At 34.7% G+C, this 22,817-nt stretch carries 36 protein-coding genes and 2 pseudogenes; 3 read left to right on the top strand and 35 right to left on the bottom strand.

Annotation, left to right across the window (positions count from 1 at the left end):
• Positions 1 to 229 precede the first annotated feature (229 nt).
• The 5 genes from MHI11_RS09700 to MHI11_RS09680 form a co-directional block, all read right to left on the bottom strand.
• On the bottom strand, positions 230 to 481 hold the full coding sequence (locus MHI11_RS09700; RefSeq protein ID WP_340911325.1) for a hypothetical protein: 252 nt from the start codon (positions 479 to 481) through the stop codon (positions 230 to 232).
• A gap of 14 nt (positions 482 to 495) precedes the next feature.
• Positions 496 to 681: a hypothetical protein gene (locus tag MHI11_RS09695; protein WP_340911328.1), complete on the bottom strand. Its 186-nt coding sequence runs from the start codon at positions 679 to 681 to the stop codon at positions 496 to 498.
• A 62-nt stretch (positions 682 to 743) separates the two neighbouring features.
• Positions 744 to 1,154: a YopX family protein gene (locus MHI11_RS09690; protein WP_340911330.1), complete on the bottom strand. Its 411-nt coding sequence runs from the start codon at positions 1,152 to 1,154 to the stop codon at positions 744 to 746.
• 142 nt (positions 1,155 to 1,296) lie between these two features.
• Complete coding sequence (locus tag MHI11_RS09685) at positions 1,297 to 2,112, bottom strand: hypothetical protein (RefSeq protein ID WP_340911332.1); 816 nt, start codon at positions 2,110 to 2,112, stop codon at positions 1,297 to 1,299.
• Between the two features lie 111 nt (positions 2,113 to 2,223).
• Positions 2,224 to 3,036: a thymidylate synthase gene (locus MHI11_RS09680; protein WP_438498467.1), complete on the bottom strand. Its 813-nt coding sequence runs from the start codon at positions 3,034 to 3,036 to the stop codon at positions 2,224 to 2,226.
• A 45-nt stretch (positions 3,037 to 3,081) separates the two neighbouring features.
• Between MHI11_RS09680 and MHI11_RS09675 the strand changes: the two genes are divergently transcribed.
• Positions 3,082 to 3,672 carry a DUF1643 domain-containing protein gene (locus MHI11_RS09675; RefSeq protein WP_335374477.1) on the top strand — a complete coding sequence of 197 codons (591 nt, stop codon included), beginning with the start codon at positions 3,082 to 3,084 and terminating at the stop codon, positions 3,670 to 3,672.
• A 16-nt stretch (positions 3,673 to 3,688) separates the two neighbouring features.
• Here MHI11_RS09675 and MHI11_RS09670 read toward each other — a convergent pair whose 3' ends face one another.
• The 3 genes from MHI11_RS09670 to MHI11_RS09660 are packed head-to-tail and all read right to left on the bottom strand — an operon-like array spanning position 3,689 to position 4,303.
• Entirely contained in the window at positions 3,689 to 3,925 is a 237-nt protein-coding gene (locus tag MHI11_RS09670) for a hypothetical protein (RefSeq protein WP_340911342.1), read from the bottom strand.
• Positions 3,912 to 4,124, bottom strand: coding sequence for a hypothetical protein (locus tag MHI11_RS09665; RefSeq protein WP_340911345.1), 213 nt, complete (start codon positions 4,122 to 4,124; stop codon positions 3,912 to 3,914). Before MHI11_RS09665 ends, MHI11_RS09670 begins: the two co-directional genes overlap by 14 nt.
• On the bottom strand, positions 4,124 to 4,303 hold the full coding sequence (locus tag MHI11_RS09660) for a hypothetical protein (RefSeq protein ID WP_044141675.1): 180 nt from the start codon (positions 4,301 to 4,303) through the stop codon (positions 4,124 to 4,126). Before MHI11_RS09660 ends, MHI11_RS09665 begins: the two co-directional genes overlap by 1 nt.
• 136 nt (positions 4,304 to 4,439) lie before the next feature.
• On the opposite strand from MHI11_RS09660, the gene MHI11_RS09655 reads away from it, so the two are divergent.
• Positions 4,440 to 4,886, top strand: coding sequence for a hypothetical protein (locus tag MHI11_RS09655; protein WP_340960950.1), 447 nt, complete (start codon positions 4,440 to 4,442; stop codon positions 4,884 to 4,886).
• Positions 4,887 to 4,962: 76 nt separating this feature from the next.
• Here the strand turns inward: MHI11_RS09655 and MHI11_RS09650 are convergent, their stop codons facing one another.
• From MHI11_RS09650 to MHI11_RS09605, 10 genes and pseudogenes are all read right to left on the bottom strand, one after another.
• Positions 4,963 to 5,391 (bottom strand): dUTP diphosphatase, encoded by a 429-nt coding sequence (locus MHI11_RS09650; RefSeq protein WP_340960948.1) that lies wholly within the window; start codon positions 5,389 to 5,391, stop codon positions 4,963 to 4,965.
• A gap of 29 nt (positions 5,392 to 5,420) precedes the next feature.
• Positions 5,421 to 5,573, bottom strand: coding sequence for a hypothetical protein (locus MHI11_RS09645; protein WP_340960947.1), 153 nt, complete (start codon positions 5,571 to 5,573; stop codon positions 5,421 to 5,423).
• A gap of 88 nt (positions 5,574 to 5,661) precedes the next feature.
• The gene (gene nrdF / locus MHI11_RS09640; RefSeq protein ID WP_340911358.1) at positions 5,662 to 6,639 is read right to left on the bottom strand and encodes a class 1b ribonucleoside-diphosphate reductase subunit beta; all 978 of its coding nucleotides are present in this window, start codon (positions 6,637 to 6,639) and stop codon (positions 5,662 to 5,664) included.
• Positions 6,640 to 6,819: 180 nt separating this feature from the next.
• Complete coding sequence (locus MHI11_RS09635) at positions 6,820 to 7,002, bottom strand: hypothetical protein (protein WP_340911360.1); 183 nt, start codon at positions 7,000 to 7,002, stop codon at positions 6,820 to 6,822.
• Between the two features lie 217 nt (positions 7,003 to 7,219).
• Positions 7,220 to 8,599: pseudogene (locus tag MHI11_RS09630) on the bottom strand (ribonucleoside-diphosphate reductase subunit alpha); the annotation flags it as partial.
• A 154-nt stretch (positions 8,600 to 8,753) separates the two neighbouring features.
• On the bottom strand, positions 8,754 to 9,437 hold the full coding sequence (locus tag MHI11_RS09625; protein WP_340911363.1) for an HNH endonuclease: 684 nt from the start codon (positions 9,435 to 9,437) through the stop codon (positions 8,754 to 8,756).
• 101 nt (positions 9,438 to 9,538) lie between these two features.
• Positions 9,539 to 10,261 (bottom strand): annotated as a pseudogene (locus tag MHI11_RS09620) (ribonucleotide reductase N-terminal alpha domain-containing protein); the annotation flags it as partial.
• Positions 10,239 to 10,625, bottom strand: coding sequence for a class Ib ribonucleoside-diphosphate reductase assembly flavoprotein NrdI (gene nrdI / locus MHI11_RS09615; RefSeq protein ID WP_340911366.1), 387 nt, complete (start codon positions 10,623 to 10,625; stop codon positions 10,239 to 10,241). The pseudogene MHI11_RS09620 and the gene nrdI, both read right to left, overlap by 23 nt.
• Positions 10,625 to 10,981 (bottom strand): antitoxin endoai, encoded by a 357-nt coding sequence (locus MHI11_RS09610; RefSeq protein ID WP_340960946.1) that lies wholly within the window; start codon positions 10,979 to 10,981, stop codon positions 10,625 to 10,627. The genes nrdI and MHI11_RS09610 overlap by 1 nt, the downstream gene beginning before the upstream one ends.
• A gap of 39 nt (positions 10,982 to 11,020) precedes the next feature.
• Positions 11,021 to 11,287, bottom strand: a complete 267-nt coding sequence (locus MHI11_RS09605) for a hypothetical protein (RefSeq protein ID WP_106037481.1) — start codon at positions 11,285 to 11,287, stop codon at positions 11,021 to 11,023.
• 122 nt (positions 11,288 to 11,409) lie between these two features.
• On the opposite strand from MHI11_RS09605, the gene MHI11_RS09600 reads away from it, so the two are divergent.
• Positions 11,410 to 11,553: a hypothetical protein gene (locus MHI11_RS09600; protein WP_162860237.1), complete on the top strand. Its 144-nt coding sequence runs from the start codon at positions 11,410 to 11,412 to the stop codon at positions 11,551 to 11,553.
• A gap of 59 nt (positions 11,554 to 11,612) precedes the next feature.
• Here MHI11_RS09600 and MHI11_RS09595 read toward each other — a convergent pair whose 3' ends face one another.
• The 17 genes from MHI11_RS09595 to dnaE form a co-directional block, all read right to left on the bottom strand.
• Positions 11,613 to 11,807: a DUF1653 domain-containing protein gene (locus MHI11_RS09595; RefSeq protein ID WP_223251491.1), complete on the bottom strand. Its 195-nt coding sequence runs from the start codon at positions 11,805 to 11,807 to the stop codon at positions 11,613 to 11,615.
• Positions 11,808 to 11,841: 34 nt separating this feature from the next.
• Positions 11,842 to 12,033 (bottom strand): hypothetical protein, encoded by a 192-nt coding sequence (locus MHI11_RS09590; RefSeq protein ID WP_340960945.1) that lies wholly within the window; start codon positions 12,031 to 12,033, stop codon positions 11,842 to 11,844.
• A 40-nt stretch (positions 12,034 to 12,073) separates the two neighbouring features.
• Positions 12,074 to 12,379: a hypothetical protein gene (locus MHI11_RS09585; protein ID WP_106037476.1), complete on the bottom strand. Its 306-nt coding sequence runs from the start codon at positions 12,377 to 12,379 to the stop codon at positions 12,074 to 12,076.
• A 21-nt stretch (positions 12,380 to 12,400) separates the two neighbouring features.
• Positions 12,401 to 12,691: a hypothetical protein gene (locus tag MHI11_RS09580; protein WP_106037475.1), complete on the bottom strand. Its 291-nt coding sequence runs from the start codon at positions 12,689 to 12,691 to the stop codon at positions 12,401 to 12,403.
• Positions 12,692 to 12,723: 32 nt separating this feature from the next.
• On the bottom strand, positions 12,724 to 12,912 hold the full coding sequence (locus MHI11_RS09575; RefSeq protein ID WP_340911382.1) for a hypothetical protein: 189 nt from the start codon (positions 12,910 to 12,912) through the stop codon (positions 12,724 to 12,726).
• Positions 12,913 to 13,049: 137 nt separating this feature from the next.
• Positions 13,050 to 13,328 (bottom strand): hypothetical protein, encoded by a 279-nt coding sequence (locus tag MHI11_RS09570; RefSeq protein ID WP_340911384.1) that lies wholly within the window; start codon positions 13,326 to 13,328, stop codon positions 13,050 to 13,052.
• Between the two features lie 189 nt (positions 13,329 to 13,517).
• On the bottom strand, positions 13,518 to 13,700 hold the full coding sequence (locus MHI11_RS09565) for a hypothetical protein (RefSeq protein WP_333980410.1): 183 nt from the start codon (positions 13,698 to 13,700) through the stop codon (positions 13,518 to 13,520).
• Positions 13,701 to 14,022: 322 nt separating this feature from the next.
• Entirely contained in the window at positions 14,023 to 14,187 is a 165-nt protein-coding gene (locus MHI11_RS09560; RefSeq protein WP_340960944.1) for a hypothetical protein, read from the bottom strand.
• Between the two features lie 216 nt (positions 14,188 to 14,403).
• Positions 14,404 to 14,721 (bottom strand): IDEAL domain-containing protein, encoded by a 318-nt coding sequence (locus tag MHI11_RS09555; protein ID WP_340960943.1) that lies wholly within the window; start codon positions 14,719 to 14,721, stop codon positions 14,404 to 14,406.
• Positions 14,722 to 14,735: 14 nt separating this feature from the next.
• Positions 14,736 to 15,107: a hypothetical protein gene (locus MHI11_RS09550; RefSeq protein ID WP_340960942.1), complete on the bottom strand. Its 372-nt coding sequence runs from the start codon at positions 15,105 to 15,107 to the stop codon at positions 14,736 to 14,738.
• A complete protein-coding gene (locus MHI11_RS09545) occupies positions 15,104 to 15,313 on the bottom strand; it encodes a hypothetical protein (protein WP_340960941.1) in 210 nt (69 codons plus the stop codon). Before MHI11_RS09545 ends, MHI11_RS09550 begins: the two co-directional genes overlap by 4 nt.
• Before the next feature lie 31 nt (positions 15,314 to 15,344).
• The gene (gene dcm / locus MHI11_RS09540; RefSeq protein ID WP_340960940.1) at positions 15,345 to 16,670 is read right to left on the bottom strand and encodes a DNA (cytosine-5-)-methyltransferase; all 1,326 of its coding nucleotides are present in this window, start codon (positions 16,668 to 16,670) and stop codon (positions 15,345 to 15,347) included.
• A gap of 195 nt (positions 16,671 to 16,865) precedes the next feature.
• Positions 16,866 to 17,387, bottom strand: a complete 522-nt coding sequence (locus MHI11_RS09535; RefSeq protein WP_340960939.1) for a 5' nucleotidase, NT5C type — start codon at positions 17,385 to 17,387, stop codon at positions 16,866 to 16,868.
• The gene (locus MHI11_RS09530) at positions 17,384 to 17,890 is read right to left on the bottom strand and encodes a hypothetical protein (RefSeq protein ID WP_340960938.1); all 507 of its coding nucleotides are present in this window, start codon (positions 17,888 to 17,890) and stop codon (positions 17,384 to 17,386) included. The genes MHI11_RS09535 and MHI11_RS09530 overlap by 4 nt, the downstream gene beginning before the upstream one ends.
• A gap of 159 nt (positions 17,891 to 18,049) precedes the next feature.
• Positions 18,050 to 18,205: a hypothetical protein gene (locus MHI11_RS09525; protein WP_216927149.1), complete on the bottom strand. Its 156-nt coding sequence runs from the start codon at positions 18,203 to 18,205 to the stop codon at positions 18,050 to 18,052.
• 17 nt (positions 18,206 to 18,222) lie between these two features.
• Complete coding sequence (locus tag MHI11_RS09520; protein ID WP_340960937.1) at positions 18,223 to 18,903, bottom strand: 3D domain-containing protein; 681 nt, start codon at positions 18,901 to 18,903, stop codon at positions 18,223 to 18,225.
• Positions 18,903 to 22,817: a DNA polymerase III subunit alpha gene (gene dnaE, locus MHI11_RS09515; RefSeq protein ID WP_340960934.1), complete on the bottom strand. Its 3,915-nt coding sequence runs from the start codon at positions 22,815 to 22,817 to the stop codon at positions 18,903 to 18,905. The genes MHI11_RS09520 and dnaE overlap by 1 nt, the downstream gene beginning before the upstream one ends.

The raw sequence follows: 22,817 nt of genomic DNA, 5'->3' as shown, positions 1-22,817 counted from the left end.
GTGTACTCATCTACATTTCTTTTATTAAAGCAGTGTTTGCATCTTATTTCGTACTCATTTTCAAGATCTAAAGATTCGGAAAAGTAGCTATAGTAATCGACTAAAGAATAACTATGGAAACACTTTCGCTCCTGTTTTTCTTTTTTCTTGAACCAAAACAAGGCGAACCCCTCCTTTTTAATAATAATACACATCCATGCTTGCATTCCCATCAATAATATTAATGGCCTTATTTACATCTTTCATATCTGCCCCACCTAGGAGCTTCACCATTTTCTAAAGGAATTCCATACCCCTCAATGAATTTTGAACCGTTTCTCGCTCTGAATTGAGCGATATGCTCTGCATGTTCTGTTAATGTTGCGAAGTCATAAAACGTTTCTCTAAATTGCTGCATCCATTCTTCATTTAATACACTCTCATCAAATTCAATAGTGTATTGATCATGGGTTTCTACATCACATGTTCCTTTAAAAGTCATTATGTACTCTCCTTTCACTTAAAGTTTTCAATCATATCTTTTAACTCTTCCAATAAGTTTTTTCCATGCTCAAAGATATTTGCTCTATTAACATTGTGACACTTTATAGCTCGTTCTAATATTCTATTTTCTCGTTCAATGAACTTATCTAGCAATAAAAGAAATTCTGCTCTATCGATAATTACATCAGCATTTTTCATTCAATGCCTCCTTTGAAATCTCATTAAAATTCAGATTTTATATAGTTTAGTTTTGCCAATTTTCATTGTTCTTCTGTTAGCAACTCTCGGTCTTCGTAGATGTTGCCTACGACTTCTGGAAGTCTTCTGTTTACGTTTAGTTCCAACCCTGTCCATCCGCCGTTCCGTGCGTTAGCGTGATACAAATCTAAAGGAACGAACTTATATCTCGCTTGATGACAGTCATAGCAAATGACTCCTTTGATATTCTTAATTGGATCAAGAGTAATATCGCCCTCATAAATCTCAACGCCGTTACAGTCCTTCAATCCTGTGTATTGACCCACAGAATCCCAATGAACTGGTACAACTCCGCTATAATCAGTGTTAATATACGCAAGTCGGTCATCTTGGTTTATGTAGATGCCTCCCTCAAACCAATTGAGATCATCATAATCTTCAATCGGACTACCTCTAAACTTGATTTCTCTCATTCTCTTACTACCTCCCTTTAAATAAAAAAGATAAACCTCATAGGCTTATCCTTAATATATATGTTATTTGTTCTTTAGTCAATATAAATTATATGTTATTTGTATTTTTATAATAAGAAAAAGAACGCTTTGACGCGTTCCCCTACTTTGTAATCCCCTCAATTATTACCTTTTTGCCTTTATTATCTGGTGTATCTAGGTTCAAGTTGGTATCAGGTTCATCTGTACGTGTTATTAAAACTGTTTTCGTGCCTACAGTCACTCCTATAAATGTTGTATCGAAGATTGTTCGTTTGATAAAAGAATCAAATATATTTATTGAATATTCATCATTTGCTGGGTTGGTTGTTACACTGTAATCTCCTTTAATTTCATGTTTAATTATATCCGAATTAGCTAGTTGAGCATCAGTGAAAATCTTTTTCTTACCCGACTTAACATCATTAATGTGCTTTTCTCTATTCAGGTTACCATAACCAAATGCACTTAAATGCTCAGTTCTAGTCATTGTTTTTTGATTAACTGTTAATTTCAAACGTTCAGTTGTTTGACCCAATTGATCTAGTATGATACCCAATTTGTATTTACCAACATATTTAAATCCTTCTGCTTTTTCAAATAAATTAATGATTTCTTCATCAGTAAGATTTATTAAATGCTCTATTGTAATATTATTCTGTCGCTGGTCTGGAAGGTATCTTATTAATTTATCCCCCTTGATCACAATGATAGTTTCCACGATACTCGATCTTCCAGGATTTGAACTAGTTCTTAACCATACTTTATGTTTGGTCAGCATATCACTCATTAACACAGTCTTAACTTTTTCTTCTTTTGGTTTAGACTTGCTTTCCTCAGGCTCCTCTTTTGTGCTGCTTGCAGTACCACATCCAGTTAAAAAAACAATAACTATCAAAATGATCATTGACATAATAGCCTTTTTGCTCTTAATATTCATTTCTATTCCTCCACATAATTTAAGCCTCTAAAGTTAAATGTTACCAAGAGCATTATAGACTTTTTTACTATGCATATCAATATTTAATTTAAATTTAGCAACAGGTTTTAATTAAACTGCCACATCCCCTTTGATTAACGGATGATGATTATAATCAACAACTTCAAAGTCTTCTAGAGTATACTCAAAAATTGATACAGGCTTCCGTTTAACATTAAGCTTTGGTGCCTGATATGGAGATCTGGCCAGTTGTTCTTTAACTTGATCCAGATGATTGTGATAAATATGAGCTACACCGATTGTATGTTTCATGATACCTGGCTTTAGATCACATTGTTGTGCAATCATGGTCAATAGTGTTGCATATGAGGCGATGTTAACTGGCACACCTAGAAACATGTCTCCTGAACGTTGATAGTGATACATATGAAGATAATCACCTTCTACATAGAATTGAACAACGGTACTGTGACAACATGGCAAGGCAGTATCTTCCCATTGCATCTCTGGAGCGTTCCATCCAGTGAATAAAATACGTCTGCCTGTTGGGTTGTTTTTAATCTGATCAATCACATACTTAATTTGATTAAAAATGTTTCCTCGGCCATCTTCCCACCTAGTCCACTGCTTACCATAGATATTTGGTAGCTGCCCAGCTTCATCCGCCCATTCCTTCCAAAACTTGATCCCATACTTCTCTTCTAATTCTTTATTTGAAGTTGAACCGCTTAAAAACCATAGCAGCTCACCAAAGACACCTCTAGTAAACATTTTCTTAGTTGTAACCAATGGAAACCCTTCAGACAAATTAAACTCCATTGTCTCTCCGAAAAGGCTTCTCATGCCCGTTTCCGTTCTGTCTCCTGAGTCATGACCAAATGTATAGATTTTTTGTAATAATTTCAAATATTCTTTTTCCAATATAAACCTCCATATTGTATAATTAAAGTAAAAGGGGGCGATTTAGCAGTGTATGCTCAAGTCAATTTTGATAAACAATTTTATCAACATACAATTATTAGCGATAATGTCCAAGTTCAAAGCAACCTATGGAAAAGGAACCTTCTAAGCGTAAGCACACATAAATCAAATGATATTAAGTATACTTTTCTTTTGATGAATCCTAGTGCTGCCGTATATGACAAGTCTGACAGAACAGTAAATAAAGTAATAAAAGATGCACACAATGACGGTGCTGGTATAGTTGATGTTGTAAACATCTTTCCCTTTTATGAAACAGATTCGAAAAAGCTGGGCAAAGTTATGTCTAAAATCAATGAAGCCCAACTAAATACAATTACAGAGGAAAACCTCAGAGTAATTAAAAGGTCAATCGAGTCAAGCGTGAAAAGCGGAGGCAAAGTTATTTGCGGATGGGGGAATCGTCCAACCAAACTAAATAAAAGCAACTTGCGAATATATTGTAGCAACTTAGAGTTTATAAAAAGTATCCTTAGCAGTTATTCAGAAATACTACTTTGCTACAGAACTAATATTACTGGAATGCCTTCTCATCCACTCTACAACTACAATGATTTTAGACGATACACACTCATATAAGAGAGGTCTTCCTCTCTTAGTTTATTTCTGTAAGTTTCTCAATTCTCTCCGCAACATCATCGCTACCTATTTTCTTCAACAAAGCGGTAGCATTTTTAATACCCTCTAATGCCCCATCCCCAATTGAATCAAATTCTTTAATCATGTTATCTAATGTTTTCATTTTCATCTCAGGATCATCCATGAGTTCATATAATTGCTTCTGTTTCTCGATTTTCGCTAATGAATTATATATCGCATCAACTTTTATCAAGCTCCCTCACTCTTTTCCTTAAATATTTCCTTAGACTTAATTCTGCTGCAAAACTCATCAAAATTATTGCAGAAGGGATTGTCAAAGCATAGTGAACAACCTTTAAACAAGGTAGTAGTGCAAAAAACACTGATACTATAATACAAACACATATTGTTCTGTTCTCTAATTTCACTAGTTCCTCTAGTTTGTTTGCCATTAAAACTCTTCCTTTTTATATTCATTTATCACCGATTCTGCCATTCTTTTTTCGATCACACGTCTTCGCTTTTTTATATCTTTTTTAAAGTTTTTCTTACTTTGTTTTTCTCCACGTGTGGCCAGAGTCCATGTTCCTACAGCTTCCATTGATTCAATTTTTGAGATTCTATCAATCATGTATAACATGTCCTTTCATTATAAAAGTCTTCTTTTATTGGAAATCCTGTTGTTCCGATGGATATCATTACCTTTAATTTCGTTCATTTGATATAATCAAATTATTAATACTATTCATAAAAAGGCGGTAGATCAGATGAAAGTTGCAAGAGTTATCACTGAGAAGAACAATATTGAAGGTACTATCTACGAAGCAGGTTTTGACGAGAAAAGTCACTTTAACTATCTCTATGAACCAGAAAAGAAAATACTTCATATATACGATGATAGATCGTACTTTAGTACCAGTGCCGTAAACTCAGTTAATGAAATTGTTGCTGAGATTGACAAAATCATCACAGGAGAGGTCAAGGGATTAAACAAATTCACTCAAAATTTCATCTCTCTTTTTTCTAAGCAGGAGCCTGTAAAAATTATTATCTATACTGAAGCTGGAGACCTTGGAGGATCAGGTACAAATAACTTCGGTGACCCGTTACGCATACAAGCCTATGACCTACAAAATAAAGATTACACAAGATACACGAAAGACGAACTTCATCCCAACTTTGCGTATATTCATTCAGTTGTAGAACCAAACTAAACAAATCACTTGGCTGTGATACCCCACAGTATAAAATCTTCAGAAATCACACCATGCACGCAGCCAAGTGTTACTCTTATTTAGTACCCGTTGATCCATGTCCTCCACGATCATCGTTACCTAGATGATCTACTTCAATTAATTCAACCTCTGGCATTTTCTCAATGATTCTAAATTGACAGATACGCTCACCTTTCTTAATTTCTGTGTCTCGTAGAGCGTAAGCTGGGAAGAACCAGAAATCATTGTCTCCTTTGAATGATTCATCAATAACTCCTTTGGTGTTTGTTTGAATGATCCCAAAGTGTTTAAAAGTGCTTCCCCGTGGGACAACGTTTGCTTCATATCCTTCTGGTAGCTCCATCGCAACTCCTAATGGAATAAGTTTAAATTCTTCTTTTCCCATTACAACATCTTCTGCTGCACGAAGATCAATCCAATCTCCTTTTTCGATTTTGCTGATCCTAGTTTGTGTCTCGTCTAGATATTTGATTTTAATTTGCATTATGTAGCATTTCTCCTAATTGATATTTATTATTTTCTACCGAACTTCACCTTTAGCTCTTCATATTTCTTTCGTTCATTCTCCTCTTCATATTTCTTTTCCATCGCTGTTTTCAAAGAGACAGCAATACCACTAATCAAACCTAGAAACCATCCAAGTAGAAAGATAATAGCTCCTCCCACAACATTTCAACCCCCTCTCATATTTCAATAAAATTACCATTTCATACAGATCGAATACAGCTTTTTTGACCCCAATTAGATTCTTTTATTAATTCAAATTTCCAAAGACAAAATCCTCATCTTTAAGTGATTCGACTGTTGCTTTCTTATACCCATTCCCCTTACCTGAAAAGAAGTCATGTGACTTTGTTTTTGTATCGAGTCCGTTCAATACAATTGGGTTGATCTCTTCCACGTCAAACATTCCATCAAATCCAAGAGTGTTTAATGCTTTATTTCCGTTATACCTAATAAACTTTTTCACATCTGCAGTCAATCCTACTGCATCATATACATCAAAGGTGTACTCAACTTCATTGGCATATAATTCTTGCAATAAATCTACTGCAAAATTATAGAATTCTTTCTGTGTTGTCACATCTTGTTCGTTGTAAATTTCTTGTGCAAGCATACCGATGTATGCACCATGAATCGCTTCGTCTCTAATAATGAGGTTAATAATTTCTCCTGAGTTCATAAGTTTACCTTGACCATAAAAATAGAGTGGGTAATAGAATCCACTATAGAACAAGAAGCTCTCTAGAAATACAGAAGCAACCATTGCTTTAAAGAGGGAAAAGTCATCATCCTTTTTAATGTTGTTGTAGATGTCGACAATGATAAGTGCCTTTTTTTGCAGATGTTTATTATTTTTAACCCATTCGAACACTTCTCTGATTTTTTCTGTTGGTGCTAAAGTTAAGAAAATATTGGAGTATGACTTTGCGTGTACTGCATTCTCCATCATGCCCATGAAACTTAAAACTGCTTTTCTTTGATGACCTTTCACATGTTCTGAAATAGAAGGCATTCCTGTGTTTCCTTGTTCAGTATCAAGTAATGTTAAACCACCTAAAACTTTCATATATGTATCCTGTTCATTAGCTTTAAGCATATTCCACGCTAACAAATCACCTTGTAAGGAGATCTCTTCAGGAAGCCAGAACTGCTTCACATTTTGGTTGTAAAACATTTGTGTAAAATCGTCTTCGTGTTTTGACCAATCTGCAGCTGTGTAATTTGTCAATTTATCGTCCTCCTTATTTGCGTAAAAATCCCCAAAGTTCTATCCAAAAATCACTAAACTCTTGTTTTAGAGCGCCTTTGCTAACTGATATGCCATTCCTAGACATTTCGTCCCAATAAGAGAGAAGATTAAAAACACAAAGTGGAATGCAAAATACTATGAATACAATCTTTAAAAGGACTAGACGCATTTATCTGCCTCCCCCACTATTTCACGCATCTTCTCAACCGTGGTTACTCTGAAAGTTACATCATCTTTTCCATACATTTCGCAATAGACGACCCAATCACGGAAAAGATCGTTCATATATTCAAGGTCGCCTCTTCCGTACAGCTCACCGTTTAGAAAGCACGCATATCTCATTCTGTTACTCCTTTTACGAATAAATGTTAAAGCCAGTAATTGGATCCTTATATTGATTACACAAACAATATGAGGTGATAAAAAATGCTAGATTTATTATTAAATTCAATCGAAGCAATGACTAACTATTTACCGTTTGAAGATTTATTCAGTTGGCTACTAGAAAAACTTCTTAGGATATTAATAAAGTATTTCTTCAAAAAACTAAGAAGAAGAATTAAACAACGCAGCTAAGGCAACCCTCTTGTGTTGTATCCTTAGTTCTTGCATAGTAAAGAGTCTTGATTCCTTTGTGATGTGCGTACAAATCAATTCTATTCAAATCTCGTGTTGTCATAGTGTCTTTGAGGAATAATGTAAATGAGATTCCTTGGTCAACATGGGTTTGAATAGTTGAAATTAAGTCAATAACCTTGAACATATCCATGTCATAAGCTTCTTTATATAAGAACCAATTGTTCGGAGACAGTCCAGGCATAGGATAATAAGTCTTACTGTTTCCGTAGGTTCTTTCCTCAATTCTCTCCATGATAGGCATTACACCTGCGGTAGATGACTGTACATATGAGATGCTTCCAGTAGGTGCTACAGCTTGTCTGTAACTGTGATAGAGTCCATATGTCTGTACATCACTCTTTAATTGTTTCCAATCTTCAATTGAAGGGATATGCTGCTCCTTAAACAGTTTCGCTACCTTCTCAAGCTTCGGTGAATAATCAATGTTTAGATACTTATCAAAAAAACTTCCTGATTTATACGTAGATCCTTCAAACATGTAATATGTTTCTCCAGTTTCCTTAGCGATTTCCATTGAACGCTTCAGAGAATAAAAATTGACCATCATAAAATATGTATTAGCAAAATCAATCGCTGCTTCTGATTCATAGGGGATACCATTTTGAGCAAGATATCCATGTAGATTCATCTGTCCCAATCCAATTGATTTCATTGTTTTGTTTGCCTTATTAACTGCTGGAGCATTAACAATATTAGTTGCATCAGTGATCCTTGTAAGAGCGTCTACTGCTGTTCTAACTGTCTTCTCGATTGATTGATTATTCATGACATTCAGGATGTTCATTGAGCCTAGATTACATGAAATATCCAAACCAATTTCATCTTCTTGATCGTAGTCTGTATACTTTGATACTTTAGAGGACTCAAGCACCTCGCTACAAAGATTGGAAAATTTAACCTGAGAAATATGGTTATTCGCATGAACCTTGTTTACATTATCTTGGAACATAATATATGGATAACCTGATTCGTATCTAAGGATGGCCAGTTTCTCAAGAAGTTTTCGAGCACTCCCCTTAGTTTTTCTTACATTTGGGTTTTCTACAAGCTCATCATACATTTCATTGATATTCATCTCGTCTAAATGTTGCCCGTATTCTTTATAGACCGTATGAGGATAGAACATATAGTAATCTTTATCTTCTCTAGCAAGCTCGATAAATTTATCTGGAACAACTACTCCAATGGATAACGTTTTAGCTCTTACATCTTCATCTGCTGATATTTTTTTCGTATCTAAGAAATCATTAATATCAGGATGAAATACTGTTAAATATGTTGCTCCGCTCCCTTGTCTTTGCAGACTATTCAGGTATGTTCGCTATTCACACCCCGTCAATTGACTGCTCCGTGTTACCACGAAGATTAGACTATATCTTCATCCTATTAAGGATGCCTCCTGTTTCGACTGCCAATCGCTTGCAGCCTACGCCTTTCGGCTAGTCGTTGCACGTTCAAGACGTTTGATCCAAGTGTTTCCACCTGTGTCTATAACAAATTTTTGTAATGATTGATTCGCTAGCGTATGTATGTAATTTTTTCAGTTCTTTAATGGTAATGCCCTGTTTATATTGATGAAGTATCTCTTTTGCTTGTGCATTTGTTATTTTTGCGTTAGGGCTGTCTTCTCCCTTTCTTAGCAAACCGTGCTTGGATGCATGTTCAGCATTTCCCTTTACAGTTACCCATTCCAAGTTAGATATATCTGGATTAGCTTTATTACCATCTAAATGGTTTACAACGGGCAAATTCTTAGGGTTATCAATGAAGTATTCTGCCACTAGCCTATGCACTCTTTTTTCTTTACGAATACCATCTACAAACATTGTTGCTTTGACGTAACCATCTGAATCTATTTTAGTCTTAAGAACTGTATTATTCTTTAGTTTAACCACTCGACTTTTATTAGTAATTCCATACCCTGCATATTCTTTAAGGGGTTTGCAAATCTCTCCTTCCTCAGGAATATACGGCAACTGAGTTTTCCTTAAGCCCATAGCTATTACTCTGTGATTAATTGTCTCTCTAGATACACCCAGACTATTGCCGATTTCTTTTGCAGTCATAGAGTGGTAATGCTTGCGAATAAAATCTTCATCAACTTCTAATTTGTTATGCGGTTGTCTTGCTTCGCTCATGATTGTCCTCCTTTGACTTTTGTACCCCAATCGCCAAGAAGGAGTTCCCATGAATTAAAGAGGTTTTTCAAACGCCATTACTGACGAAAGGGGCCAATTTAACCCATCTGATCTGCATATCTGAAGGCATTATCTAAAAGTTTCATAACACCTACTACACCTTTAGTAGAGTTATCAATGTCTTTAATTGACTCTCCTTTAGCTCTAATCTTACTTAAATTGAGTGCTACTCCACCGCCTAATTTTGAAAGCTGCATGGAAATATCAATCGCTCTAGAGATGTCATTCAAGCTATCTCCGACTTCAATTAAGAAGCAGCTAACCATTTCACCTCTACGTTTTCTCCCAGCATTCATAAATGTAGGAGTGGCTGGCTGATACTCTTGCTTAATCATGGATTCAACATATCTTAGAGCTTTATCAGTATTTCCCTTTGCCAAAAACAAAGCAACAATTGAGATACGATCTTCATATCGTTCTAAGATTTTCATTTTATCGTTGGTCTTAAGTGCATAGTCGTTGTAAAACTTAAACGCACTCATGAATGATGGGAATCTAAACTTAAAACTGTAAGCAAACTTGAATACCTTTTTGATATCCTCTTTGCTGTATAGACTTAAAAATTCTTCTTCGTAATAATCATGTTCCTTTAAATAATCCAATTTCTCCTCAAGATCATGAAAGAAAACCATATTCTGATTCACATAATCAATAAAGTAGCTCTTTACAGCTTCCTTGTCTTTTTCAAATTGAAACTTTCCTTCCTTCTGAATCATGATCTCGTTATTTAATTGAATCCACTTAGGAATATTGTTTGCGCTGATTGTCAATAAATTTAACCTCCTGTAAAAACTTAGCTACATCAGAATCTGTGCCAGCTAATTCGAACTTGAGCAAAATTGGAACTCTGTATTGGTTTGCTATTTTATCTGCAGCTAGTCCAAAATTATTGCCCCAATTCTTATTACCACTTGAACAAATTCCTCTTAGTTTTTCTTTGTTATTATGTATGAATATCTGAGTCAACTTGGGCACCTCGCCAAAACCGATTGTGTATGTAATATGTATGAATGGTTCAGTTATCATCGTATCCTCAGTTATTTCCTTGACGTTTAAATACTTGTTATTTGTAATTTTATCAACGAATCGTTGAACGTTTCCTGTCAAAGTATCATATGTGATTAACATTAAAGATTATTTTTACCTGCTAACAATTGAGCTGTTAACATTTCTGCACGGTTAGTTGCATTATGACCCGCATTCGCTTCTTCTAGATTAATCTGCCCCATATCTTCATAGCCCCTAGCCATTCGATCATAGAAACTGGTATCCTCAAGCTTCACCACCTCAAAGTAATACGGTAAATGATTTTCTGGCACAAGATTCTTTTCCCCAAATTCATTAACTGATAGGACATCTCCAGGTTCTACGGTGTACGATGTACCGTCTGGATTATGAATAGTTGACGCTGTTTCAACTACTTCAAGATCTACCAGATGTCTGCTATGTACATATGGCTTTTTTAATTTCTTTACAGCTCCCATTGTATTTCCCCCAATTTTTATTTATATGAAACTGTGATTTTATAGTAAATCTCCATCAGTAAGCAATACCATTTCTTCATCGCTTGTGATATCTTTTAATACCTCTTTAAGTGGAACTAAATTTTTGTCCTCTCCTGGCGCTCTCCCATATCTCATAGCAGCGTAAATATCTCCAACCTCAATCAGTTCTTTAGATAAATCTCCTTCATCATCAGCAGAATCCTTTTTATAAAGTTCCATTGCCTTTTCTTTTGTATTTGCTTTAATTAATGAATAATAAGGGTTGCTCACTTCAAAAAATTTCATCAGTATTCCTCCATTTTAATAATTTATTTAAAACTAAATCAATATCTTGTATTCTCTAAATAATTCTGTATACTATATATAGTTATAAGGAACATGTTTTCCCATGATAGGTGGTGATTTCCTTGGCAAAGTCTAGCAGCAGAAGAGTTTCATCTTCAAAACTTGCAACTAAAGCTTCTAAAGTACTTAATTCTAAATCTTCAAGTAAGACAGCAAAGAGTTTAGCTGGGTCAGTTCTTTCTCAAGCAAAGGCTAAAAGAAAGTAACTGTATTGAGATATGTTGGTTAGGGGATGGCTTAAGTCATCTTCACCCCTTCATATCTTCTAATTGATTTTTGTGAATCTGTCTATTTCCTTTCCATCAACAATAACTTTTCCGAAGAACATCTCTTTAGGTCTTGCCCATAATACAGTGCCGTCCATATCATGGTAAACAACAAGCTCTTCTTCTGTTTCTGTATGAATGACTTCTCCAACGAGCTTATAGGTTCCACCCTTATAATGTTTGAAGTCACACATGAAATGATCAAATGTTTCTATTGAATTCTCCTCCTTATGCTTCCTCTATATTTAACACAAGTGCATTTTTATATGGATCTAGTTGAATCTCGTCACTTGTTTCTTCCCCATCAATCCAAAAGCTAACTGGTGTATCTCCGAAAAAATCAAGTTGATCTTGTAATGCTTTGATTACATCACTTACTTTTGGTTTACTTAACTTTCCTTTAGATTCATCATAAGCCATTTAAAAATCCCTCCTTTTTGCTTTGAAATCATCCTTTTATTTAGAAATTGATAAAGCCGTCCCAGTTATTGAACTCTTCCATTTCTTCTTTTTCTTTTTTATCGTTTTCCACTTCAGCTTTCATCTTTTCAACCAGCTTTAATACTACTTCTTTAATTTTCATATCCTCATAATCTGTACACTCGCCATACCAGAACAATCCGTTATATTGTTCCCCAATAATTGCAAATCCCCATACTCTCCATCCGTTTGAAAGACGATCAGCAAGAATCTTCAATGAATGTTTAAGTCCATTTAGTACAATGGTTTTTTCGATTGTTTCATATCTCATATTTTTATAATTCAATAGCTGTCCTGCCTTTCGTATTTAAGATTTTATAACTCCATCCCACTTTTCAAATTCCTCAATTTCCATATTAGTTTCTTTGTTTTTCTCTAAAGCTTTTTGGGCAGCTTTTGCAGCTAATTTAAATGTGTATTTAAGTGGATGATTGCTATAACTTAGATCACTTCCTCGGTAAACAATTTTGTTGTTCTCAACGTCCTTCACATCAACCCATTTAACTGACCATCGCCCTGTCCTGCTTGATTCATTTGCTGTAATTGTGATCCGAAGTCGATGCTCATCAATCGAAACAATTTTTTCAAAGGTTCTCACAGCCCCACCTCCTTTTCGTTAAAATAAAACTTTTAATTAAATAATTCCCCACCTTTAAATAAGGTTTGTTTGGTCTCCCATAAGTTACAACGGTCTTTTTTACCATCATTCTTTCTTCCCTCTACAATATCTTGGAGTATTTGACCAAGTTGCTGCTTTTGATCGTCAGATGTATACTTATCCATGTCTTCAATATTGATTAACCAGTATTTATTATTCATTCCAACCCCCTAAATGTATGTAATTTGTATTTTATTTTGATAAAACTGTAGTAGGCAGCAGAAAACCAACCAGGTATCCTGCTAAGAATGCAGCTAATGACCATTTAATTAATGTTAACCAGAATTTCTTATCAAACTTACTCAACTATCACACCTGCCTTTTTAAGCTTGTCAATGACTTCATCTACACCTTTCTTAACAATCGTAGACGCTTCATTTTGCATTGTCTCGTATGGATAAGGTTGAAGACAAAGTTCATCTAAGATATCAATAACTCCCTGTGAAGACTTCTTTGAGATTATTAGATTGAAAGTAATATTATCCTTCAGTCGTTTACATAAATACCAACGTGTTTTGGCATGATCAGTAAATCCAAGTTTTCTCATCTTATCTTCTTCTAAAATATTAAACTTCATTCTTCATGCTCCATGTCCAAATCCATATAATTTAACTGGCATGTTTTTCACCTCTTTCATTCTCTATAAAACTTGAATTTTATTTAAATACTTCTCCCAGGATAACAAGTATAAACATTCCAACGCTGCCAACTACACCAAACCACTTTGAAGCATCTAATGACTTTATGAATAAGATATTTTTACTTATCATAGATCAATTAAATTCAGGCCATTCATTCCATAGACCTTTCCACTTTCGGTTATTTTGCCATTGTTCTTCATTACCCTCAGTGCATTTTCAGCTTGTTTTTGATTAGAGTAAATTTTGGGATGATAGTAATTTAGGTAATTGCCAACATCACTCTTAGAAGCGATAACGAACATATTCATTTTTGCTCTCTCCATTCTCATTTTTTATAAGGCTTAATATGATCAATCCCAAGCACATTCAATGTTTTCTTTACATTCATCCCCTCACATTTTTCTCGAATTTTCTCGCTCAATTCATCAGCACATTTACTGCAGCAATTAAATTCAATTCTGTCTTCAATGCTTTTTGAGTTCTCTTCTGTTAATCTTAAACATAAGGGGTATTTCTCAACCCCTTCGCTGCAAATCTCACATATGTAGTCCATTGATTCTCCTTAGCTGTTATATCGATTATATATGTAATTTGTATTTTAATCAATACTTTTTATATGTTATTTTCAATTTATTCAGATCCTAAGTTCTTCTTGATTTCCTCTAATAATACCCATGACTTAGTAATTCTCGGCTCAATTAATTTCCATGTTTCATCATCAATTGCTGCATCCTCTTCCAGAGTAGTGTGTATATAATCCAGGTTGTTATGTACTGTCTCCAGATCATCTTCCATCTTAGCTTTATCCCGTTCTCTCAGTCTATCTTCTCCTCCTTAATGCAAGGGAATATGGTACGTCCAGCTGTCTACAAATTTGTTATCATATGTACGTTCTTGTATCTCACAGGTGAATCCTTTCCTGCGTCTAACAAACACTTCTGCTTTTGCTTTGGTATCAAACTTCTTTGGAACTCTTGTTCCGTTCCATAATACTCTAAAATAATTCTCTATCTACTCCACTAACCCTTCTTCTAAAGTTTTTCTTTGTTGAATTAAATCATCAAACCAATCCTTATCTTTTGTATCTAATGCTTGGTCAATTAGTGAATTTATCTCAGCTATTTTAATCTTACTAGATTCTTTATCTTCATATGTAAGTAATGATTCATCAAATTCCTGAGCGTACAAAAGCCCATCCACTTCAACTTTATATTTAATAACACTCAGTTTTTTTCCTTTTTCAATTGATACATGGTGTGTTGCTTTAATAACTTTACCAACAACACCCCTAGATGAAATCAGAACGCTCTGCCCAATTTTAAATTTCATTCCTTTCTTCCTCTCTAGTGGATAAGATTATTCTTATCAACAATTTGCATTTTAGGATGTCCGCCAAGTGACACAATCATATTCTCAAGGTATTCTATTCTGCTGTTCAACTCTAAACACCGCTGCATGTTGAACTGCTTAGGTTCAGATACAAATCCCTTGCCTTGTTTATATCCATCCGCTGCTCCTGTTCCGATTACAGCAGGAATTAGATCGAGTAAATCATCTTTGCTGAAGTTATGTATGTACTCTTCTACAGTCATATCCTTAATCAGTGTATGTAATATTTGAATCACTTGCTCATTTTGTTTGACGTAAATAGCGTAGTTGTCTAAATCAATATGTATGACTTCCAATGAGTTGATTTGCTCTAGAATGTTTTTCATTTACCTGTGCCAAGCTTCTTCATGTCTTCAATAATTAAATTCATGCCTTCTTGATATGTATCTCTCATCGAATTCATCGCTTCAATTTCTTTTACCAAGAACTCAATGTATATTTTTGGATCAACGATTTTCCCTTCAGCTAGTGCTTTCCTATAATCTTCAATATTCTTTTTGAAATTTGTGATAATAATTTCACTTTCAGTCATATTCCACCTCCCCTTCCTTGTATGTAATTTGTTATTTATAAGTATTTAAAAGCTCTTTGAATAGTTCTTCAAGCACTGTAACTGTGATCGAATTGCCTGCCTGTTTATATAACTGGGAGTTGCTGATTCCAGCTACCACAGCTTTTTCAAAATCTTCATCATCAAATGCTTGCAGCCTCCAACACTCTAAAGGGGTTAGCTTCCGAATCCTATACTTTGGATAATTTCCTATAGCAACACCATGTTTATCGATTGTATTTACAGTAAAAGAGGCTTCTCCGTCCTCTTTAAATCTTCTCCCATTTTGTCTTTTCTTTTCTCTGTCAGGTGTTAGAACTGGTCGAACTTCAACTGCAACTTTTACACCTTCGCCTTTATTAGTTGTTAATGTTGGACTTAAGCCTGTTGAATTATATACCTGCCCATTCATTCCTTTGCCAGATGGATTTACATCACCTAACTGCTGCACGGCTATTTTAGGTTCCCTATGTCCCCCACCCATAGTAGTTAAAGTTGGAGAAATTCCATCAGGTGAGTATACCCTTTTAATTGCATCATGACCTTTTAAATCCACGTGTCCCAACATTGCAGGCTCGCCACAAAATTCACTAGTATTTTCCTTATTTTCTAGCTGCTCAACTAATGCTTTTGTTTTTTCTTGAGATAGATAGTACTTATTATCCACATACTCTTCTAATATTTCTCTTAGTACTGTGTTTACCTTATTTTGATTTGGCCAATTAAAGTTAAATGTCATTATATCTAAATCACTGAGTCTTTTTTTACCTTTTGACATTACGTCTGTTTTCTTGCTGTCAATAGACCATTTACTGTTTTCCATCAAATCTTCTCGGATTCCAATGATGTAAATTCGCTCTCTGTTTTGAGGTACTTTAAAATATTTAGAGTTAAGTAGATCCATATCAATTCTGTATCCTACTTCAGTAAAGGATTGAGCCATTACATTAAGCGTATTTCCTTTATCGTGATTAACGAGCCCTTTTACGTTTTCAAATATAAAGTACTTAGGTTGCTTTTCTTTTAGCGTTTCTATGTATTGAAAAAACAATGTGCCTCTTGTATCCTCAAAACCTTTTCTATGACCTGCTACACTAAAACTTTGACATGGTGAACCGCCTACTAAAATATCAAAATCTGGTAATTTGTTTTTTTCAATCTGACTTACATCACCGTAATTCAACCTTTCGTCAACACCATGTATAGCACAATACGATTTAATTGCATGTGTATCTATTTCACTAAAACCAACTAGTTCTAAGTCTGCACCAATATTTCTTAAGGCAGTTTCAAATGCTCCGATACCACTAAATAGACTCATCACTTTTAATTTATCCAATAAATCCTCTCCTATTCTTCTAGTTAAAATTGATCTTTCATCTAAAATTATTTAGCACTTTATCAAATTCAGCTTCTGCTTCGATCATCATTAGGTATGCTTTGTTATGAATTGTTGACTCACATGCCTCACTCAATCTTTTAATGAAGTTTTCCAAAGTTTGCTCCTTTCTAATTTCTAAATAAATGAGATATTTTAAAGTAATTTAAGTCCAATTTCTGTCCAGTTCTTAACACGTAAGAATCTGTTGTCATTTTCATTATGAGGTGCATCAAACACTAAGCCTACACCCTCGAATGACTCTAAATTATGTATTCCATCATCAATCATATAATCAGCTTTAATGATCTTTTTTTTGCCGCAAAGAACAACATGATCATGTGAGATAAATGGAAAGTGTTCCTGCAACCATTCTAATTTAGCTTTTAATGATTCTCGATGAGCTGTTGCAGTAGTAACAACATATACCTCGTAGAAATCACATAAATCCTTAACAACTTTCTGACTGTCTTTCTTAACTGACAAACCTTTAAAAAAGTCATACGTTAAATGCCTAAACACATCATTGTTTGTATTCACATAATCTAAGATGTTCCAAGACTTTATGTTTTCACATTTTAAAGTAGGATCATCATGTTCGTTTATTGCTTTTACCCAAGCTGGTAAGAAATCTGCTAGTACATCATCCATATCAATTGCAATTACTTTTCTTTTCATGAGCCTTCCTCACTGACCAAGTAGATAATGTCCTCAACAATTTCATCGCTGTCATAAATTTCTGTATCAAATGAATATGTATGTAATTTTGACTTTGGTATCACTTCATTATAGAGTTCCACAATTGGTTCAATGTCTTTCGTGTTAACCTGATCATCTCCTCTGCTAAGAATCCTTTCTTTAATTACTTCAGGTCTTGCATACAGATAGATTAACTTGGCCTTACTCAGTAATTTGTTCTCGATATTGCTTACTTGCCCATGTGTGAGCTTTGTATTACCAGGGAATTTGGTTGCATAAACAAGGTTGGAATATATGTATCTATCAATGATCAAGTTGTCGTGTTCTGTTAGTCCAAAGCAATAATCAAATAGGCTCTCTTGACTTCTTTTTGCTAATTCAAATGATGAACCCCGTTGTACCTTGTAATCTAGTTTCTTTGACAGCTCCTTTGCTACTGTCGATTTATAGCAGCAGTCACATCCCTCTAAAATGATGATCATTTATCATCCTCCTTTGTAACTTTGTGAAATCCCATAACCTCATGCGACCCATCCTCATATTGCACTTCAAGTTGTGAGTATCGAATTGACACTGTAGCCACTACTGCCCTTTCTTTATTATGGTTTACTATTACTGTGTCTTTTACCTCAAACATGACTTCACCCCCTTAATTGAGCTAATTCATCTCTGTCGTAAATCTCCACCAAGTTATATTCATCATCAGCAACTCCATATTGATTGTTCTTATGTACTTCCACTACTGTGCCTTCCCCGTATAAAGTAAGAACTCTTTGTCCTAAAGTAAGCTTATTCAATCAAGTCACTCTCTTCTTTATGTATTATTTTTGATTTCTTTGACAATCAATGTTTTTCTCCCAAACTCTCTAGCCTTTTGAAGACTTTCAATGAAGACATCCAATCTATTTCCTTTTATGTCTCCACCTCTATCCTGACATACTCTTAAGCCGACATTTTCTATGTATAGTTTTGTTCCAAATTCCATATATGGTGGGCAAGCAATTGTAATACCTTGCCTTGTTGTCACACCGCTTGCAGTTTTACCATATTCAGATTGTCCCGGATGCTTTCCTGTGCTTTCGTAACCATTGGTGTAAGCTGTAACAACCATTTTGCGTGTTTGACTCTTTTGTTCCACAGTTTTCTTTGCTGGTTTGACATTTTTATCTCCTTTCTTCCGTTCTACCTTTTTTGCTTTCTTTTGAATTGGCTGTACTTTTTCCTTCAGGTATTTCGTTTGTAATTTCTTGATTATTTGCTTTTTGCTTTCTTGTTTTGGCAATGGAGCATGTAGCTCGATATGCCTCATTGGGAAACCCTCAACCAACTTTGTCCTACTTGCCTTTTCATTCGGCTTGTCTCTAATTAAACTCATCTCCATCTTAATAAACGAGAATGTTAGCAGCCATCCTGTTAAAACTATTAAGACCTTCGAATTAACTTTATAATATATGTTATTTGTGTTTTTGTCTACAAGTTTTTTGATAATTCTCATCACTCCTCTGTATTTTTTCTTTGGGTTGTAAGGATCAGAGAACCGTCCTCATTGATATGATCGATTTTTGAAATTGTATGGTTGTAAACACTGTTTTTATATACTTTTGGAATGAAGTTATTCCCTCTTCTAAATCCAGTAACCATTAAAAGCGTACCTCTGGTATACCAAGATTTTTCTACAATTTCTTTTTTTCCATTCCCTATAGGTTTCGATATTTGTTTATTATAGTGGCCGAATGAACCGCTCCATTGCTTAACATTTACAACTCCATCCTTAGTGAGTAGTGTAATTGTGTGTTTATTCTTATCTCTATCTAATACAGTTCCAGCAATTCTACATAACTCATGCTCATATAATGTTTTGCCTTTCCATTGATATGGTCTTCCCTGGACAGGCTCTTCTCGAAGGTCGAAGAAATTTTTGATGCCATACTTTATCTCGTCTACATGCTTCAACTCATGATCACCGTAATAGAAGCTTAGCGACTCCATTTCCCATTTGCTATAGGAGCCGTCAGCATACTTTATCCATTCAGATTCAAGCAGAGCGTTATTTAATCGCAATAGTGCCTCTTCTGATGTTATCCAATCTTTTAAGGGTTGTATCTTTGTTTCTTGCTGCTTATCAAACTTTTGTAAAGATACTATTGGCAGACCGTTATCAAAATCAACTATGCATGATTCATCGTAATGATTGTTTAGAAATTCTGCTGCCACATCATCTAAAAGAAGTAATTTGTCCTTAGGCTTGTTAAATGTCTTATAAACATTCTTCATTATGTAATCTCTGAATTTAAAGAAACGTGCCTCTGCATGATACTCTTTTGGAATAAGATTATGATTTAGAAGCATCTTTGTGTTTGCCATCGTTAGCTTTGTCTTAGGTTCTGATATTAGCGTAATAAATTCTTTCATCAGCTGTTTTCTTTCACCGAAAGAATCAAATGCGCCACCTTTAATAAGTTGTATAATCTGTCCTTTTTTTAGCTCTCCTTCAATGAACATTCTCTTTACAAAGTCATTAAAGCTTCTATAAGGTCTAGCTGCAACAATTTTATGAACAACATCATCTCCAATGCCATTCATACCTTTCAAGCCGAATAGAATGCTCCCAGAGTCTCTGTCTGCTTTGAAACTAAACTTAGCTTTATTAATATCAGGCAGATCAACTTTAACTCCTCTTTGTCTCATACTGCCAATTGCACTTGCAATCTTCCCATAATTAGTTGAAGCTTTTTTATCATCTCCCTCGGAATCAATGCCACCACTATTTACTGTGAGACATGCAGTGTTCCAGTATAGTGGATCATATTTGTAATTTAGGTTTTGTTCTTGTAGAGCAATCACTGAATATGCCAAAGTGTGAAGCAGTGAGAACGAATATCCAAATTGTCTCTTAAACTGAACATTCCAGACATAATCAAGCATGATTCTTCTAGTTCCTAGTTTTTTGCCTTTTTCAAAAAATAAAGTTTGGACTTTCTTTAAAACATCGTCTTTCTTTTTGGCAATTGCTTTTCGTAGATGATTGCTTTCTTCAATTGAAAATCCTGAAATTTCTTGATCCATTGACATTTGCATAACTACTTCTTGAGTATCAGCAACTCCATATATGCTTTTAAGATGTCTTGAGAGAACGAGGATTTCATCTTCATTAAGTCCATATTGCTTCATTTCGTTTATCCAAATCTCAATGTTTGATTTATGTTTTGTATAAACGTCTACAGGTTGTTCTTCCCCATCTGACATTAATCTCATTAGAGAGTTAGTGACTGAAGCCTCCAATAAATTCGTTGGGGCAACCTTGATTGCAGCTTGTTGACCCACTTCTGTAGAAAACTGAAACAAATCAATAATTTCACCCTTGCCTACCATTTTCCATAGCTTTGGATCTTCATATTCAATTACATCAGGATGAAGATATTTATTATATGTGTTCTTCAAATTATTTTGGGTTTCAATTTCTCCACTTTCAATCAAGTGATCCAACGTAACTCTTATTTTGTCTAAAGCTTCAATGGTTAGTAAATCAAATTTCACTGATCCCATTGATTCGCTGTCGCCCATATCAAATTGGGTTATATAAACACCTTTTGGGGTTCTCATCATAGCATTAGACTTTGTGTAGTCTTCATTAAAAATAAGTACTCCTGCCGCATGCGAAGAACGCTTATTTGTAAGACCTTCAATTTTAAGACATGTCTCTTTTAGTTTGGGATACGACTCAACCTCTCTTATAAATTCTTTAATTGGCTTTCTATCTAATTCCTCATTTCCAAAGAAACAATCATTAAGTGTCCAGTTTGCTCCTCTCTCAAATGGTATCATTCCACTTAGATATTGTGAGATGTCATTATCAATTCCCAACCCACGGCATGCTGTTTGTAAAGCAGATTTAGATTTTTCTGTTCCAAAGGTACAAATCTGAAGCACTCTCTTTTCACCAAACTTAGCACGTAGAGCTTTCAAAATTTTAGGCCGCTTGGAACCCTCAGTATCTATATCAATATCAGGTAAATCTGGTCTTGATTTATGTATATGTCTCCAATGAGGCAAGTTGTATTGCATTGGGTTAATTTGAGTGATATCAAGTAGATAGTTAACTAAAAACCCTGCTGCCGATCCCCTTGCAACACCAACCAGACTATCTCCACCACATTCATCATCCCAAATGGTGTTAATGATTTCTCTAACAGTTACATAGTAAGATGACATTGCTTGATTAAGCTTTTGACTGATTTCCCACAGTTCCCCTAATTCAACATCAATTCTTTTAAGAATTTCATGAAACTGTTCTCTAGTTAAATCTGGTCTTTTTAACTTTTCTTTGAACCCATCTTCAATTAGCTTTATTAGATACCTGTCTTGCTCATTGTTGGAATTAGCCATTTTACCAATGTACTCATACTTTTCATATCCTGGTTTAAATATGTGTGACAGCTCAAAATCAGGTAGTTCAATTTTTGGAATATATGGTTCATGTTCAATTGTATAGTCATCAACCATGCTTCCAATAAGCATTGTATTTTCGATTGCATCACTTACAACCTTTTTATCTATATAGCTCATTCTTTCATATATTTCACCTATATTTTGAACAAAGCAAGCCTCATAAAAGGAATCAACTTCTCTTTCTCCGTCTTTTGCGTTGAGAAATGCCTGATGAATTGGTCTGTCTTCTGGTCTAAGATAATGAGCATCGGTTGTGACAATCATTTTTAATCCATAACCGTTAGCTATATCAATTAATTTCTTATTGCAGTAAACCTGCTCATCGGAATAAGCTGGCTGTAGTTCTACAAAGAAATTCTCTTTACCAAATACTTCTATACACCATGACATAAAGTCGTGAATCTTTAGTTTCAATCGCTTAATCTCTTCAATGTCATTATTAACTTCAGCTTCTCTAATTTTTAGCAATTGAATATTAACTTCAGAACCCAAGCAAGATGTGGTAGCTATCAGATTACCTGGATTCTGCTTAACAATTTTCTCTACATCTTTTTTTAACGTTGGCACCCTTTCCATTGTTCCAGTGTAAAAAGAGTTCTCCCAGGCCATCGAGGACAAAATTCTTAGTTGCTCATGACCAAATTGATTTTTGGCCAACATTAAAAAGTGTGGGAATTTAGTGACTCCAGACTTATAGTTATCTCTAACTTCTTCCAGTGAATCCACCAGATATGCTTCATTCCCCAGAATTAGCTTGAAGTCTTCTGGCATTTCACCAGAATCCTTCATTTTTTTCACAGTTTGGATTGCTTCTAAGTGCGCCGACAATACTTCATGATCTGTAATTGCTAAACCTTTGTAACCCTGATCTAAAGCTGTTTTTAGCAACTGTTTAACCTGGTTTGTAGAGTCTAATAACCTAATATTACTTTTGTCAGTATGACAATGACAGCCAATCAT

Source organism: Bacillus sp. FSL K6-3312, from assembly GCF_038007485.1.
Taxonomy (GTDB): Bacteria; Bacillota; Bacilli; order Bacillales; family Bacillaceae; genus Bacillus; species Bacillus pumilus.
This window is presented reverse-complemented; position numbering and strand designations above follow the sequence as displayed.

Bases quoted from the DNA above. Each gene is read 5' to 3' on its own strand.
- MHI11_RS09700 (WP_340911325.1), bottom strand. From the start codon at position 481: ATGACTTTTAAAGGAACATGTGATGTAGAAACCCATGATCAATACACT.
- MHI11_RS09695 (WP_340911328.1), bottom strand. From the start codon at position 681: ATGAAAAATGCTGATGTAATTATCGATAGAGCAGAATTTCTTTTATTG.
- MHI11_RS09690 (WP_340911330.1), bottom strand. From the start codon at position 1,154: ATGAGAGAAATCAAGTTTAGAGGTAGTCCGATTGAAGATTATGATGAT.
- MHI11_RS09685 (WP_340911332.1), bottom strand. From the start codon at position 2,112: ATGAATATTAAGAGCAAAAAGGCTATTATGTCAATGATCATTTTGATA.
- MHI11_RS09665 (WP_340911345.1), bottom strand. From the start codon at position 4,124: ATGGCAAACAAACTAGAGGAACTAGTGAAATTAGAGAACAGAACAATA.
- MHI11_RS09660 (WP_044141675.1), bottom strand. From the start codon at position 4,303: ATGATTGATAGAATCTCAAAAATTGAATCAATGGAAGCTGTAGGAACA.
- MHI11_RS09655 (WP_340960950.1), top strand. From the start codon at position 4,440: ATGAAAGTTGCAAGAGTTATCACTGAGAAGAACAATATTGAAGGTACT.
- MHI11_RS09650 (WP_340960948.1), bottom strand. From the start codon at position 5,391: ATGCAAATTAAAATCAAATATCTAGACGAGACACAAACTAGGATCAGC.
- MHI11_RS09635 (WP_340911360.1), bottom strand. From the start codon at position 7,002: ATGAGATATGCGTGCTTTCTAAACGGTGAGCTGTACGGAAGAGGCGAC.
- MHI11_RS09625 (WP_340911363.1), bottom strand. From the start codon at position 9,437: ATGAGCGAAGCAAGACAACCGCATAACAAATTAGAAGTTGATGAAGAT.
- nrdI (WP_340911366.1), bottom strand. From the start codon at position 10,625: ATGTTAATCACATATGATACTTTGACAGGAAACGTTCAACGATTCGTT.
- MHI11_RS09610 (WP_340960946.1), bottom strand. From the start codon at position 10,981: ATGGGAGCTGTAAAGAAATTAAAAAAGCCATATGTACATAGCAGACAT.
- MHI11_RS09605 (WP_106037481.1), bottom strand. From the start codon at position 11,287: ATGAAATTTTTTGAAGTGAGCAACCCTTATTATTCATTAATTAAAGCA.
- MHI11_RS09595 (WP_223251491.1), bottom strand. From the start codon at position 11,807: ATGTGTGACTTCAAACATTATAAGGGTGGAACCTATAAGCTCGTTGGA.
- MHI11_RS09590 (WP_340960945.1), bottom strand. From the start codon at position 12,033: ATGGCTTATGATGAATCTAAAGGAAAGTTAAGTAAACCAAAAGTAAGT.
- MHI11_RS09575 (WP_340911382.1), bottom strand. From the start codon at position 12,912: ATGAATAATAAATACTGGTTAATCAATATTGAAGACATGGATAAGTAT.
- MHI11_RS09570 (WP_340911384.1), bottom strand. From the start codon at position 13,328: ATGAAGTTTAATATTTTAGAAGAAGATAAGATGAGAAAACTTGGATTT.
- MHI11_RS09565 (WP_333980410.1), bottom strand. From the start codon at position 13,700: ATGAATATGTTCGTTATCGCTTCTAAGAGTGATGTTGGCAATTACCTA.
- MHI11_RS09560 (WP_340960944.1), bottom strand. From the start codon at position 14,187: ATGGAAGATGATCTGGAGACAGTACATAACAACCTGGATTATATACAC.
- MHI11_RS09555 (WP_340960943.1), bottom strand. From the start codon at position 14,721: ATGAAATTTAAAATTGGGCAGAGCGTTCTGATTTCATCTAGGGGTGTT.
- MHI11_RS09550 (WP_340960942.1), bottom strand. From the start codon at position 15,107: ATGAAAAACATTCTAGAGCAAATCAACTCATTGGAAGTCATACATATT.
- MHI11_RS09545 (WP_340960941.1), bottom strand. From the start codon at position 15,313: ATGACTGAAAGTGAAATTATTATCACAAATTTCAAAAAGAATATTGAA.
- MHI11_RS09535 (WP_340960939.1), bottom strand. From the start codon at position 17,387: ATGAAAAGAAAAGTAATTGCAATTGATATGGATGATGTACTAGCAGAT.
- MHI11_RS09530 (WP_340960938.1), bottom strand. From the start codon at position 17,890: ATGATCATCATTTTAGAGGGATGTGACTGCTGCTATAAATCGACAGTA.
- MHI11_RS09520 (WP_340960937.1), bottom strand. From the start codon at position 18,903: ATGAGAATTATCAAAAAACTTGTAGACAAAAACACAAATAACATATAT.
- dnaE (WP_340960934.1), bottom strand. From the start codon at position 22,817: ATGATTGGCTGTCATTGTCATACTGACAAAAGTAATATTAGGTTATTA.